The following is a 13,852-nucleotide window of genomic DNA, read 5'->3' on the forward strand; positions in this document are numbered from 1 at the left end:
TTATCGATGAACGCCTCGCAGCATGCGGCGCTCGACTTCGGGAACACAGGGAACACCATCATGACTGTTATCAACACCAACGTGAATGCCCTTCAGGCCACTGCCGCTTCGAACTCGGCAGCTGCGATGACCAGCCAGGCGATGACGCGCCTGTCGACGGGTCTGCGCATCAACTCGGCTTCGGACGACGCTGCCGGCCTGGCCATCGCGACGTCGATGACCAGCCAGATCAACGGCATGAACCAGGGCATCAAGAACGCCAATGACGGCATCTCGCTAGCTCAGACCGCTGAAGGTTCGCTGACGGAAGTCACCAACATGCTGCAGCGCATTCGTGAGCTGGCCGTGCAGTCGTCCTCGGGCACCTATTCGTCGACCGACCGCGATCAGATGCAGCAGGAAGTGACCTCGCTGACCGGCCAGATCAGCAACATCATCACCTCGACCAAGTTCAACGGCGTGAACCTGTTCTCGTCCTCGGCGGGCGCTTCGGGTTCGGGCGTCAGCTTCAACATCCAGGCCGGTGCGAACAACCTGACCACCGACCAGGTCAAGATCACCGCGAGCGATTTCGACAGCTCGCAGTTCGGCACCGCCTCGGCCAGCTACACGGGCACCACTGCAACGGTCACGGGCTTCCAGGTCAATGACAATGTCACGACCACGGGCGGCACGACGACCTATGATGGCCATGGCGCGGATTACGCGCTCAAGACCATCGACAACGTTGACTCGATGCTGGCCAATGTCGCCAAGGTGGACGCCAGCTTCGGCGCCGGCCAGAGCCAGCTGCAGTCGTCGGTCAACAACATGACCAACAGCGTGACCAACCTCTCGGCGGCACGCTCGCGCATCGAGGACACCGACTACTCGGCAGAATCGACCGCCATGGCCAAGGCCCAGATCCTCTCGCAGGCTTCCACCGCCATGATCGCTCAGGCCAACCAGAGCCAGCAGAACGTGCTGACCCTGCTGAAGTAAGCCATACACCTCTTCGAGGTAGGGGGAGGGCGCTCACCGCAAGGTGGGCGCCCTTTTTCGTGCCCGCAGCTTTCAGGCGCGGGTGACGTTCATCAACCCGTCCATATCGATGAATTTTTCGCGCGGAGCGTGATCGCGGGCGCGGGCCACTTCGGCGGCATCGATCTTCTGCCAGTCGCGGAAGGTGACGATATCCAGCCCCCGCTGCTCGACCAGCGCATCGAAGCCCGCGCCACCCGTTTTGCTGGAGTCCTTGCCCTCCAGATCCTGCGCGATACGCTCGACAATGGCAAAGCCGTCGGGCCGGTTGGTGCCGATGGTGCCCGAAGGACCGCGCCGCGCCCAGCCCACGCAATAGAGGCCGGGCAGAATGCGTCCTTCCTCATTGGCGAAGCGCCCGCGCGTCTCATCATAGGGCACGCCCGCGATCGGGCTGGTCTGATAGCCGATGCAGCTCACCACCAGATCGGCGGGCAGGCGCTGGATCTCTCCGGTGCCCACAGCCTTGCCGTCCACAAGCTTCGTGCGCTCGACCTCGATGGCCTGAAGCTTGCCCGAGGCATCGCCGATCAGCGCGCGGGGCGCGGTGAGGAAAGCAAAGCGCACCGGGAAACCGGCCTCTGGCGTTTTGGCCCAGCTGCGCAAGGTCTGCAGCGCCTTGCGCAGGCCCGGATCGAGCTTGGCATCCGCCTCCACCGGCGGAAAATCGGCGGGATCGACATGCGGCACGGCGCGGGCCAGATGGGCCAGCTCGCCCAGCTCCTTGGGGGACATGGAGATCTGATGCGGCCCGCGCCGTCCCAGAATGGTCACGCTTTCCAGACTGGAGGCGCTCAGCTCATCCAGCGCATGGGCGACAATGTCGGAATCCTCGAATTCTTCCGGCGATTTGGCCAGAATGCGCGCCACATCCAGCGCCACATTGCCATTGCCGATCACCACCGCATGCTTGCCCGTAAGATCGGGCGCCAAAGTGGCGTAATCGGGATGGCCATTGTACCAGCCCACCAGCGCCGCCGAGCCGAAAACATTGCCCAGATCGGCCCCGGGCAGGTCCAGCTTGCGGTCATGCGGCGCGCCGGTGGCCAGCACCACCGCGTCATACAGGCCGAGCAACTCCTCCACGGTCACATCGCTGCCCACCGCGACATGGCCGATAAAACGCACCTGCGCCGCCAGTGCCACGCTCTCATAGCGCCGGGCCACGCCTTTGACCGACTGGTGATCGGGCGCCACACCGCTGCGGATCAGGCCGTAAGGCACCGGCATACGGTCGAAAATGTCGATATGGACGTTCTCGCCCCAGTGTTTGTAAGCGGCCTCGGCGGTGTAATAGCCCGCCGGGCCCGAGCCGATGATGGCGATGTGAGGCGCGTTTCGAGGAGTCGTGTGAAGCATGGCGCTCGCTCTCCTTATGTTCAGGACTTCTGCCCCGAACCGGGGGCGGTCCGTCTGCTCGGGGTCACCGGATTGGCGCCCTTTGCCAGATGACCAGAACAGACCTCTTGCCGCCGCTTGGCAAGAGGCAATCGCGTGAGGGCCACGTTTTTTCGGTCGGGCAGAACAAGCGATTTTACATAGGCTTCCATCGCGGTTTAACCGATTGGAAAGCCCCGGCGGGAGATAAGCCGAGCCATGCAGACCGGGCGAAGGGAAAGATTTATGGCGGCGGCACGCGCCGCTGCGCAGGAGGCCGCCGGCACCGCCGAAGGTGGAGCGGCGCCTGAAACAAGCGCGCCTCCGCCCGTCGTTGCCGTGGTTTCTCCCCCTGCTGCTCCGCCTCCTTCCGCACCGCCGCCTGTTTTTCGACGTGGAGCTGGCGGCTCTCAGCCGGTTGCGGGTGTGGCTGCCACGGCCGCCCCGGTTGCGGGGACTCAAACTGGCGGACCGCCGCCTGCCATGCTACCGCCCACGGCTAGACCGATGGGCGATCTTCCGGGGGATGATGTCGATGTTTCGGGTCTGCGCCGAAAGGTTGCCGTGAAATCAGTCGATCGCATGGCCGAACCCTATCCCGGCTATTTCCTTGTGCCTCAGGGCTGGGCGATGATGGCGCCGGCCATGGCCATCGCCTGCCTGCTGCTGGTGCTTGACCAGTTTACCCTGCCGATCCAGCGCACGGTGATGCCGGCCACGGTGGCGGTGGTGATCTGCGCCTGCGCCGGGCTCTTCGTGCGCGCCGAGCGGACCGAGGGCCGTTCTCTGGCCATGCGCTATGGCGTGATGGCGCTGGCGGTGCCGCTGCCTATGGGCTTCTTCGGTCTGGCCATGGCGCTGTGGCATCATGTCGAGCCGCTGCAATCCACGCTGGCGATCATCGGTGCGCTGGCCACTGTGTCGCTGGTGGCTGCTGTGGCGCTTTCTGGCCGGGTGCCTGCATTGGTGGCGGGCTATCTGGCGCTGTGGGCGGCGCCCGCGCTGGAGATCAAGAGTGTTGGCGCCACGGCCATTCTGGTGCTGGGCGGACTGATCGGCATCGTCGCGGCGGTACGCCAGATCGCGCTGGACCGTTCCGCTCAGGCCGAGGCTCATGCGCTGGTGCGCTTGCAGAAGCGCGCCGAGGACATCCTTCACGATTACGAGCAGACCGGGCAGGGCTGGTTCTGGGAAACCGACCGCAAGGGCATCATCACCTATGTCTCGGCCCCGATCGGCCGGGTGCTGGGGGTGGAGGCCGAGCAGCTGCTGGGCCACAATCTCTCCGACCTGTTCATCCTCGACGATGCCAGCCGCGAGGGCGAGCGGACTTTGGCCTTCCATATGAATGCGCGTTCGTCGTTTCAGGAACTGCCGGTGCGGGCCGCCACGCGGCGTGAAGAGCGCTGGTGGTCGATCAATGGCCGCCCGATCTATGACAGCTTCAACAATTTCCTCGGCTTTCGCGGTTCGGGCAGTGACCTCACCGAAAAGCGCCGCACCGAGCAGCATGCCACGCGCCTTGCCCATTTCGACTCGCTGACCGGTCTGGCCAACCGTTTCCAGATGAGCCAGACGCTTGAGAAGATCCTCAACGCGCCTCAGCCCGCACATCGCATTTGCGCGGTCTTCCTGCTCGATCTCGACCGCTTCAAGCAGGTCAATGACACGATGGGCCATCCGGCCGGCGATGCCCTGCTCAAGCAGGTGGCGCAGCGTCTGGCGGGCACGGTGGGCGATCTGGGCCGCGTGGGCCGTCTGGGCGGCGACGAGTTCAAGGTGATCCTGCCGGGCCGTATTGACCGCACCAGCCTGGCCGGTCTCGCCCAGCGCGTGATTGACAATCTCTCGCAGCCCTACACCATCGAGGGCGCGCGGGTGGTGATCGGCGCCAGCGTGGGCATTGCCTTGTCGCCCGACGATGGCGTGACCTCCGAGGCGATCATCCGCAACGCCGACCTTGCGCTTTATGCCGCCAAGGATCGCGGGCGCGGGGTTTATCATTTCTACGCCGCCGATCTGCATTCCGATGCCGAGGAGCGCCGCCAGCTCGAAGCCGATCTGCGCGATGCGCTGGTCCATGGGGGCTTGCGTCTGGCCTATCAGCCGGTGGTCCACACCAATTCGGAGCGGATCACCGGCTTCGAGGCGCTGCTGCGCTGGAACCATCCGACGCGGGGCGATCTCTCGCCCGCGCTGTTCATTCCCATTGCCGAGGAAGCCGGGCTGATCGCTCAGATCGGCGAATGGGCGCTGCGCACCGCCTGCATGGATCTGGCCAAATGGCCCGAGAGCGTGCGCGTGGCGGTGAATGTCTCGCCGCTGCAATTCGCCAATCCGGCACTGCCGGGGATCGTCACCAGCGCGCTGGCCTCGGCGCAGGTCACCCCGGCGCGGCTGGAGCTGGAGATCACCGAAAGCGTCTTCCTCAACGACAGCGAGAGCACCGAGGCGATGTTCGCTTCGCTCAAGCGGGTCGGTGTGCGTCTGGCGCTTGATGATTTCGGCACCGGCTATTCCTCGCTGGGCTATCTGAAGAAGGCGCCCTTCGACAAGATCAAGATCGATCAGGGCTTCGTGCGCGGGGCGACCGAGCCCGACAGCCGCAATGGCGCGATCATCGCCTCGATCGTGAGTCTCGCCGAAGCGCTGGGCATGGAAACCACCGCCGAGGGCGTGGAGACCCTCGATGAGCTGGATCTGATCCGCGATCTGGGTTGCAGCCATGTGCAGGGCTATATTTACGCCAAGCCGCTGGAGGTTGCCGACGCCGATCTGCGCGTCTCGGGCGATCTCTCGATGGAGGCCAAGGGGCCGCGTTCCTCGCGCCTGCCGCGCCGCACCATGCTGCGCCGGGTAATGATGGAGGCGCTGGGCTCGCGTTATCCCGTCACCATCCGCAACATGTCGCCGCGCGGCGTGATGATCGAGGGCGTGCTCGATGTGCCGCTGGGCGTCGAACTGCTGCTGGAAATGGGCGAGGGGCTGGTGCTGGTCGGCATCGTGCGCTGGAGCCGGGAAGGGCGCACCGGCGTCGAATTCCTCAATCCCGTGGCCTTTGACGAGGCGGGCGGCGTGATCCCGCTGTCGGGCTGGAACGCGCCGGATGGTTCAGCGGTGGAAGCTCAAACGGTCTGAGCTTCCTTGGGCAGGCGCCCCAGCACGATATCGAGAAAGGCCTGAGCGGTGGGGCGCGGGCGCTCGGCATGGATCAGCCACAGGCGGGTCATGACGGGCTCACGCAAGGGGCGATAGACCACATTGTCCACCCGCAGCCGCATCAGCGAGCGCGGCAGCAGCGTGGCGCCAAAGCCCGCCGCCACCAGCCCCAGCAAGGTGGCCAGCCCCGCTGCCTCGCTGGCGATGCGCAGGGGCACGCCCGCCGCGCGGGTGCGGGCAAAGACATCCTCGTAATAGCTGGAGGCGCCCGCCGCCGTGGTGATCACCAAAGGATGTTCGGCGCATTCGAGCAGGCTGGGCGGCTGATGCTGCGTCGCCAGCGGGTGATCGGCGCGCACGGCCACCATCATTTCCTCTTCCACCAGACAGCGGGCGTAAAGGCCGGCGGGCAGGGGCGGGGCTGCGGTGGCGCGCACCATGCCCAGATCGATTTCCTCGCGCCGCAGCATCTCGATCTGATCGTTGGTGCCCAGCTCGCGCACCGTCAGCTCGACCTCGGGGTAATGGCAGCGATAGTCATGCAGCGCTTCGGACAGGCGCGCCACATAGGGCCCTGAGGAGGTGAAGCTGATCCGCAGCCGCCCGCGCTGGCCATGCAGCGCCATGCGTGCCACCATGCGGGCATGCTCGGCCTGAGCCAGCGTGCGGCGCGCTTCGGGTTCGAACAGGCGGCCCGCCTCGGTGATCTGCACCCGGCGGCTGGAGCGTTCGAAGAGGCGCACGCCCAGCTCCTCTTCCAGCGCGCGGATCTGCTGGCTGAGCGGGGGTTGCGACATGCCGAGCCTTTCGGCGGCCCGCCCGAAATGCAGTTCTTCCGAGACGCAGAGGAAAGAGCGCAGCTGTTTGAGGTCCATACAGACCTCATTAAGACGAATATCAAATCAATCAATCCGCATTCCATATTGGACAGAAAAGCTTCGCTGCCCCAATCAGCCCTACGTCGCAGGCTTCCCCCCCACTTGCGGCATTTATCGGTCTTTCAGCGCTGCGCGGCCTGCATGCCGCTCCCCTTTGCATCCCGTTCATCGCTGCGGGCCGGTCAAGAACCGCTTGTTCCCCATCGCTCATATCGCAGCGTGCGGGTCATATCTGGTAGAGATGCTTCGGCGGATCATGCCCCCTTGGCCGCATTCACGCGGGCGGGATCTTGGCGTGGGCGGGATGTTGGAGTTATCGATGCTGGATATCGTCAAGGTTGCGCTGCACCGTCCGCTGACCTTTATCGTCATGGCCATTCTGATTGCCATGGGCGGCACGCTGGCGGCCATGAACACGGCTGTCGATATCTTTCCTGAAATCCGTATTCCGGTGATCGCTGTCGCCTGGCAGTTTTCGGGCATGCCCGCCAAGGACATGGCGGACCGTATCACCACCCAGTATGAGCGCGTGCTGACCACCACGGTCAATGACGTGGAGCATATCGAAAGCCAGTCGATGCAGGGCATTTCGGTGGTGAAGGTCTTCTTCCAGCCGGGCGCTGACATCCGCATCGCCAATGCGCAGGTGACGGCGGTCTCGCAGACCGTGCTCAAGCAGCTGCCCACCGGCATCACCCCGCCGCTGATCCTGAACTACAATGCCTCGACCGTGCCGATCGTCCAGCTGGCCCTTTCGGGCAAGGGGCTGAACGAGCAGCAATTGTTCGACATCGGCATGAATCAGATGCGTATCCGCCTGATCACCGTGCGCGGCCTGGCCATGCCCTATCCGGCGGGCGGCAAGCAGCGCGAGGTGCAGATCGACCTCGATCCTGCCGCGCTGCAGTCCAAGGGCCTGTCGGCCACCGATGTCGGCAACGCCATTGCCGCGCAGGACCAGCTGACCCCCGGCGGCTTCATCAAGATCGGCAATCTGCAGTACAGCGTGCGCCTCAACAACGCGCCCGACAAGATCGAGCAGTTCAACAATCTGCCGATCAAGGTGGTGAATGGCGCGACCGTTTACATGCGCGACGTGGCCCATGTGCGCGATGGCTATCCCCCGCAGCAGAATGTGGTGCATGTGGAAGGCCAGCGCTCCGTGCTGATGACCGTCTTCAAGAATGGCGGTGAATCCACGCTGGCGATCATCGCCGGGGTGAAGAGCACGCTGGCCAAGATCAAGCCGGGCCTGCCTTCCGATCTGAAGGTCACGCTGGTGGGTGACCAGTCGCTCTTCGTGAAGGCGGCCGTCACGGGCGTGATCCGCGAAGGCCTGATCGCGGCGGGCCTCACCAGCCTGATGATCCTGCTGTTCCTGGGCTCCTGGCGTTCGACGATCATCGTCTCGACCTCGATCCCGCTTTCGGTGCTGGCGGCCATTGGTACGCTGTCGATCTTCGGGCAGACGCTCAACACCATGACGCTTGGCGGTCTGGCGCTGGCGGTCGGCATTCTGGTCGACGAGGCCACGGTGACCATCGAGAACATCAACTGGCATCTGGAACAGGGCAAGCCGGTGATCCCCGCGATCATCGATGGCGCCTCGCAGATCGTGGTGCCCGCTTTCGTCTCGCTGCTGTGCATCTGCATCGTCTTCGTGCCGATGTTCTTCCTGCCGGGCGTGGCCGGTTTCCTCTTCGTGCCGATGGCGCTGTCGGTGGTCTTCGCGATGATCGCCAGCTTCCTGCTGTCGCGAACCCTCGTGCCCACCATGGCGATGTATCTGCTCAAGCCCCATGCCGTTGGCGGGGCGGGCCATGAGGCCGGCGCGGAAAATTCGCGCAATCCCTTCGTGCGCTTCCAGCGCGGCTTCGAGGATCGCTTCGAGGCCTTCCGCAAGCGCTACATCGGCCTGCTGCGCAGCGTGCTTGAGGTGCGCAAGCCCTTCATCGCCCTGTTCCTGGGCGGGGTGCTGATCTCCTTCGTGCTGCTGCCGTTCCTGGGCAGCAACTTCTTCCCCGATGTCGATTCAGGCCAGATCGCCATGCATGTGCGCCTGCCCTCGGGCACCCGCATCGAGACGTCGGCGGCGCAGGTCCAGCTGATCGACAAGGCGATCCGCGAGATGGTGCCCGGCGACGAGCTGGCCTCGATCACCGACAACATCGGCCTGCCGGTCAGCGCGATCAACACCGTCTACAACAACAGCGGCACGCTGGGCCCGCAGGACGGCGACATGCTGATCACGCTGAGCGAGGATCACCAGCCCACGGCCAAGGTGATCGCCATGCTGCGCCGCGAATTGCCGCGCCGCTTCCCGGGTGCGGTCTTCTCCTTCCTGCCGGCTGACATCACCAGCCAGATCCTCAACTTCGGCTCGCCCGCACCGATCGACGTGCAGGTCTCGGGCAAGAATGTCGAGGATGCGCGCGCCTATGCCGCCAAGCTGATGGCCAGGATGAGCGGCATTGCCGGTATTGCCGATCTGCGCATCCAGCAGCCTGCCCATGGCCCTGAACTGTCGGTGGATGTGAACCGCACGCTGATCGGCCAGTATGGCCTGACCGAAAAGAACGTGACCGACAGTCTGGGCACCTCGCTGGCGGGCACCTCTCAGGTGGCGCCGCTCTATACGGTGAACCCGGAGAACCATGTGTCCTATGCCGTGGTGGCGCAGACGCCGGAGTATCGCGTCTCCAGCATGAACGAGCTGGGCAATGTCACGGTGACGGGCGGGGCCAATGGCGTGCCCAGCCAGCTGCTGGGCGGTGTCGCCAGGCTGGAGCGCAGCAATGCCGAGCCGCTGGTCAGCCACTATGACGTGCAGCCCACCATCGACATCTTCGCCGCCACGCAGGGCCGTGACCTTGGCGCGGTGGCGGGCGATGTGCAGCATGCCATCCATCAGCTCGCCAAGGAGCAGCCCAAGACGGTGACGGTGACCATCCGCGGCCAGTATGCCACGATGAAGACCGCCTTCTCGGGTCTGGGCTTCGGTCTGCTGGGCGCGATCGTGCTGATCTATCTGCTGATCGTGGTGAACTTCCAGAGCTGGACCGATCCGTTGGTGATCATCAGCGCGCTGCCGGCGGCTCTGGCCGGTATCGTCTGGATGCTGTTCATCACCGGTACCACCCTGTCGGTTCCGGCGCTGACGGGTGCGATCATGTGCATGGGCATCGCCACGGCCAACTCGATCCTTGTCATCAGCTTCGCGCGGGAGCGACTGCATGCCACCGGCGATTCCACCAAGGCGGCGCTGGAAGCAGGCTTCGTGCGCTTCCGCCCGGTGCTGATGACGGCGCTGGCCATGGTGATCGGCATGCTGCCCATGGCGCTTGGTCTGGGTGACGGCGGCGAGCAGAACGCGCCGCTGGGCCGCGCGGTGATCGGCGGCCTGTGCTGCGCCACCATCGCCACGCTGTTCTTCGTGCCCACGCTGTTCGCGATTGCCCATCGCAACTACAATCCAGCCGATGAATCCGCCTTCCCCGGCAACGACCCTTCCATCGATCAGGCGCCCCATCATGCATGAACAATCCCTTCTTCCCGATGACGATCAACCCCACGACACCGGCGGCCTGAAGCGGCTGGGTCTGGGCGTGGCGGTGGTGGCGCTGGTGGCTGCCGGTGTGGGTGTGGCCATCCGGCTGCATGCCACCAGCAACCTGCATGGCGTCGCTGCCGAGGCGGCAACCCCCAATGTCTCGGTGGTGATCCCGCGCAACGCCGATGGCGATGACGAACTGGTGCTGCCGGGCAATCTGCAGGCCTATAACTCGGCGGCGATCAACGCCCGCACCAGCGGCTATGTGAAGCGCTGGCTGGCCGACATTGGCGACAATGTCCGCCAGGGTCAGGCGCTGGCCGTGCTGGAGGCGCCCGATCTCGATCAGCAGCTGATCCAGGCTCAGGCCGATTACCAGACGGCGCTGGCCAACCAGCATCTTTCCGAAACCACCAACACCCGCTGGAAGGTGCTGCTGGCCAAGGATGCCGTCTCTCAGCAGGATGCCGATGAGAAGAAGGGCGATCTGGCCGCCAAGGTGGCGCTCTCGCATTCGGCGCTGGCCAATGTGAAGCGCCTGCAGGCTACGCAGGGCTTCAAGACACTGTTCGCACCCTTTGACGGCGTGGTCACCAGCCGCGCCGCACAGATCGGCGCGCTGGTGGTTGCGGGCAACATCGCCACCCAGCCGCTCTTCACCGTCTCGGACATGCATCGCATGCGCATCGATGTGCGCGTGCCTCAGGCCTATTCGGCGATGCTTCACAAGGGGCTGAGCGCCACGCTGCAGTTGCCCGAATATCCCGGCCGCAAGTTCACCGCCACGCTGACCCGCTCGGCCAATGCGGTCGATCAGGGTTCGGGCGCGGTGCTGGTGCAGCTTGAGGCTGACAATGCCGATCATGCTCTGAAGCCCGGCGCCTATGCGCAGGTCCATTTCAACCTGGGCGACAAGGCCAGCGGCACGCCGGAAGTGGCCGTGCCGGGCAGCGCCATCCTCTATGGCGCCAATGGTCCGCAGGTCGCGGTGGTCGACGGGCAGGGCGTGGTGACCATGCACAGCGTGACCATCGCGCGCGACAAGGGCAGCATCGTGCTGCTCTCGGGCGGGGTGAGCGCCAGCGATCACGTCATCGACAGCCCGCCCGACGCCGTGCGCACGGGCGACCATGTCCGCGTGGCGCAGACCACGCAGATGCCCGCGCCGAAGCCCGATGAGACGGCCAAGCCCAACCCTGCGGCTCAGGCTCAGGCCCCGGCGAGTGCCCCTGCGAAGGGAGCCGCCCATGGCGGTTAAGATGGGGGCGTTCAAAAAGGGCCAGGCCCTCCTGGTTCTGGCGCTGGCAGGGACGGCTCTGGCCGGATGCGATATGGCGCCCGCCTATCACCCCAAGGCGCCCGACGTGCCGCCGCATTTCGCCGAAACGCCCGGTTGGCAGGCCGCCGAGCCGATGGACGCCCTGCCGCGCGGCAAATGGTGGGAAGGCTTCAACGATCCCCAGCTCAACGCGCTGGAAGATCAGGCGGAGAAGGCAAGCCCCACGCTCGCTGCCGCTCTGGCCCGCTATGATGCCGCCACTGCTGCCGCCCGTGTCAGCGCCGCCGCGCTGCTGCCGGAAGTGGACGCCGGGGCCTCGGCGGAGCGCACCCGCGTCTCGCGCGATCGTCCTTCGACCACCGGCCGCTCATCGACCTATGATGTCTACAATGTCGGCGCGTCGCTGAGCTATGAGGTCGATTTCTGGGGCCGCGTGCGCAACAACGTCAAGGCTGCCCGGGCCGAGGCGCAGGCCAGCGCGGGCGATCTGTCCAGCGCGCGTCTGAGCCTTCAGGCCGAGGTGGCGGATGCCTATGTGCGCCTGCGCGGGCTGGATGCTCAGGCCGAATTGCTGCGCCATACGGTCGATGCTTACCAGCGCGCCTGGCAGCTGAACCATGACCGCCATGAGGGCGGCGACGCTTCGGGCGTGGATGAAAACCGCGCCCTCTCGCAGTTGGCCAGTGCCAAGGCGCAGGTCTCGGCGATCTCGGTCCAGCGCGCCACCGCCGAGCATGAGATTGCCGCTGCCGTGGGCGAGGTGGCATCCAGCTTCCATCTGGAGCCCAATGCCGTCGCGCTGACCATGCCGCAGATCCCCTCGGGCACGCCGGGTCAGGTCATCCAGCGCCGTCCGGACATCGCCGCTGCCGAGCGCCGCATGTTCGAGGCCAATGCCGGCATCGGCGCGGCGCGTGCGGCGCAGTTCCCCACCGTCACGCTGGGCGGCAATGCCGGCTGGCAGGCGACAGGCGGGCATAATCTGCTCTCCGCGCCCGATACGGTCTGGGCGATCGGCCCGCTGGCGGCCAGCCTGCCGATCTTCGATGCGGGCAAGCGGCGGGCGCAGGTCCGTCAGGCGCGCGCGCAATTCGATGAAGCGGCGGCAAGCTATCGCGGTGCGGTGATCGCGGCCTTCCAGCAGGTGGAGGATGCTCTGGCGACGGAGCGTGACACCACCACGCAGGCGCGCGACCAGACCGAGGCAGCGCAGGCGGCCAGCCGCACCAGCGATCTGGCCTTTATCCGCTATCGCGACGGCGCCACGGATTATCTGGAGGTCGTGACCGCCCAGACCGATGCGCTGACCGCCGAACGCAGCCGGATCGCGGTGGAAACGCAGCGCCGTCAGGCGGCGATTGCGCTGGTCAAGGCGATTGGTGGCGCCGTGCCCGAAGGGCGCCAGCCTTAAACGTCCGAAGGGCACCAGCCTTAAGCGCCTGAAGGGCACTGAATAAGGCGCGTGAAAAATTGAGAGGACGCTGACAGGCGTAGACGGAAAGGGCGGCCCGGCGCAGGACGGGCCGCCCTTTTTGTCAGCTTGAGGGCAGGGCCTTCTGGCTTTCCGATCGGGCACGGCAGACCCGGTCGCGCCCGGCCTGCTTGGCGGCATAGAGCGCTTCATCGGCGCGCTGGAAATGGTCGTCCAGACTGCCCGAACTCCAGCCGCACAGCCCCGCCGAAAAGCTGATCACGCGGCCCTCGACATCGCCGATGGGGGCTTCGCGCATCTGCGCCGCGATGCGCTCCAGCGCGGCGCAGGCTTCCTCTTCGGAGCAGCTGTCGAAGAAGATGGCGAATTCCTCGCCGCCCCAGCGGGCCACCAGATCGGCGCGGCGCAGCTGACCCGCCAGCCTTGAGGCAAAGGCGCAGAGCACACGGTCGCCCTCATCATGGCCGAGCTTGTCATTGACGCTCTTGAAATGGTCGATGTCAACGATGGCGACGCAGCCCCGGCGCTGCTCCTCGGGCATGACCTCCAGCTGGGCGAGGAAGCCGCGGCGGTTGGGGATGCCCGTCAAAGGATCCTCATGCGCGGCTGAGTCCAGCTCGTTGATGCGCGCCCGCGCATGGGCGGCGGAGCGCTGCACCCCGGCATAGAGCGTGTGGATGATATCGCCCACTTGCGGTTCCAGCGGGGCGGGGGTGGCATCGCGATGCAGCGCCTCGGCCAGCACATGGATGGGATTGAGCAGCGCGCCGATGCCCCACAGGGCCAGCCCCATGCCCACCACCGTGGCCAGCGTCAGCAGCAGGAACTCACCCAGAGCGATCCGCCCCGTGGCGAGGCCCCAGCCGCAATAGGCCAGCAGCGGCACATGGGTGGAAACAAAGCACAGGGCAAAAAGCCGCATGCGCAGCGAACGCGGAAAGATGAAGGATGTGGCAAGATAGAAATTCACGAAAGCCTCTCTCTTTCTGCTGTGCACTGCAGCAAAAATTGATGGAGTGGTTTAAGTGAATGATAAGGTTCAAGGTTAATGCGGTGCTGCGGGATAACCCGTGCCTTGGGCATGACGGGCCGCTGGTCGCCATCCGATTGGAGAAAGTGCCAAAGAAAACGCGCGGCAGGCAAAAGCCGCCGCGCGT

Annotated in this window: 8 protein-coding genes; 5 read left to right on the forward strand and 3 right to left on the reverse strand. The window is 65.4% G+C overall.

Annotation, left to right across the window (positions count from 1 at the left end; all coding sequences use genetic code 11):
* The first annotated feature begins 60 nt into the window (after window positions 1-60).
* A complete protein-coding gene (locus HGK27_RS03215) occupies window positions 61-981 on the forward strand; it encodes a flagellin N-terminal helical domain-containing protein (RefSeq protein ID WP_206238690.1) in 921 nt (306 codons plus the stop codon).
* Window positions 982-1,053: 72 nt separating this feature from the next.
* On the opposite strand, the gene HGK27_RS03220 is transcribed toward HGK27_RS03215, so the two are convergent.
* Window positions 1,054-2,379, reverse strand: coding sequence for an FAD-dependent oxidoreductase (locus HGK27_RS03220; RefSeq protein ID WP_206238692.1), 1,326 nt, complete (start codon window positions 2,377-2,379; stop codon window positions 1,054-1,056).
* A 525-nt stretch (window positions 2,380-2,904) separates the two neighbouring features.
* On the opposite strand from HGK27_RS03220, the gene HGK27_RS03225 reads away from it, so the two are divergent.
* Window positions 2,905-5,535, forward strand: coding sequence for a putative bifunctional diguanylate cyclase/phosphodiesterase (locus tag HGK27_RS03225; RefSeq protein WP_206238694.1), 2,631 nt, complete (start codon window positions 2,905-2,907; stop codon window positions 5,533-5,535).
* Here the strand turns inward: HGK27_RS03225 and HGK27_RS03230 are convergent.
* Window positions 5,523-6,431, reverse strand: a complete 909-nt coding sequence (locus HGK27_RS03230; RefSeq protein WP_206238696.1) for a LysR family transcriptional regulator — start codon at window positions 6,429-6,431, stop codon at window positions 5,523-5,525. The two genes, HGK27_RS03225 and HGK27_RS03230, sit on opposite strands and share 13 nt — an antisense overlap.
* Before the next feature lie 322 nt (window positions 6,432-6,753).
* Between HGK27_RS03230 and HGK27_RS03235 the strand changes: the two genes are divergently transcribed.
* Genes HGK27_RS03235 through HGK27_RS03245 form a run of 3 tightly spaced genes read left to right on the forward strand, consistent with a single transcriptional unit; the run spans window position 6,754 to window position 12,674 of the window.
* Window positions 6,754-9,972 (forward strand): efflux RND transporter permease subunit, encoded by a 3,219-nt coding sequence (locus HGK27_RS03235; RefSeq protein WP_206238698.1) that lies wholly within the window; start codon window positions 6,754-6,756, stop codon window positions 9,970-9,972.
* Window positions 9,965-11,242 carry an efflux RND transporter periplasmic adaptor subunit gene (locus HGK27_RS03240; protein ID WP_206238700.1) on the forward strand — a complete coding sequence of 426 codons (1,278 nt, stop codon included), beginning with the start codon at window positions 9,965-9,967 and terminating at the stop codon, window positions 11,240-11,242. The genes HGK27_RS03235 and HGK27_RS03240 overlap by 8 nt, the downstream gene beginning before the upstream one ends.
* A complete protein-coding gene (locus HGK27_RS03245; RefSeq protein ID WP_407674584.1) occupies window positions 11,232-12,674 on the forward strand; it encodes an efflux transporter outer membrane subunit in 1,443 nt (480 codons plus the stop codon). Before HGK27_RS03240 ends, HGK27_RS03245 begins: the two co-directional genes overlap by 11 nt.
* A 124-nt stretch (window positions 12,675-12,798) precedes the next feature.
* On the opposite strand, the gene HGK27_RS03250 is transcribed toward HGK27_RS03245, so the two are convergent.
* Window positions 12,799-13,665, reverse strand: coding sequence for a GGDEF domain-containing protein (locus HGK27_RS03250; RefSeq protein WP_206238701.1), 867 nt, complete (start codon window positions 13,663-13,665; stop codon window positions 12,799-12,801).
* Window positions 13,666-13,852 lie beyond the last annotated feature (187 nt).

This window comes from Novosphingobium terrae (genome assembly GCF_017163935.1).
Lineage (GTDB): Bacteria > Pseudomonadota > Alphaproteobacteria > Sphingomonadales > Sphingomonadaceae > Novosphingobium > Novosphingobium terrae.

Coding starts and splice junctions, on each gene's coding strand:
- HGK27_RS03215 (WP_206238690.1), top strand. CDS start 61: ATGACTGTTATCAACACCAACGTGAATGCCCTTCAGGCCACTGCCGCT.
- HGK27_RS03220 (WP_206238692.1), bottom strand. CDS start 2,379: ATGCTTCACACGACTCCTCGAAACGCGCCTCACATCGCCATCATCGGC.
- HGK27_RS03225 (WP_206238694.1), top strand. CDS start 2,905: ATGGGCGATCTTCCGGGGGATGATGTCGATGTTTCGGGTCTGCGCCGA.
- HGK27_RS03230 (WP_206238696.1), bottom strand. CDS start 6,431: ATGGACCTCAAACAGCTGCGCTCTTTCCTCTGCGTCTCGGAAGAACTG.
- HGK27_RS03235 (WP_206238698.1), top strand. CDS start 6,754: ATGCTGGATATCGTCAAGGTTGCGCTGCACCGTCCGCTGACCTTTATC.
- HGK27_RS03240 (WP_206238700.1), top strand. CDS start 9,965: ATGCATGAACAATCCCTTCTTCCCGATGACGATCAACCCCACGACACC.
- HGK27_RS03245 (WP_407674584.1), top strand. CDS start 11,232: ATGGCGGTTAAGATGGGGGCGTTCAAAAAGGGCCAGGCCCTCCTGGTT.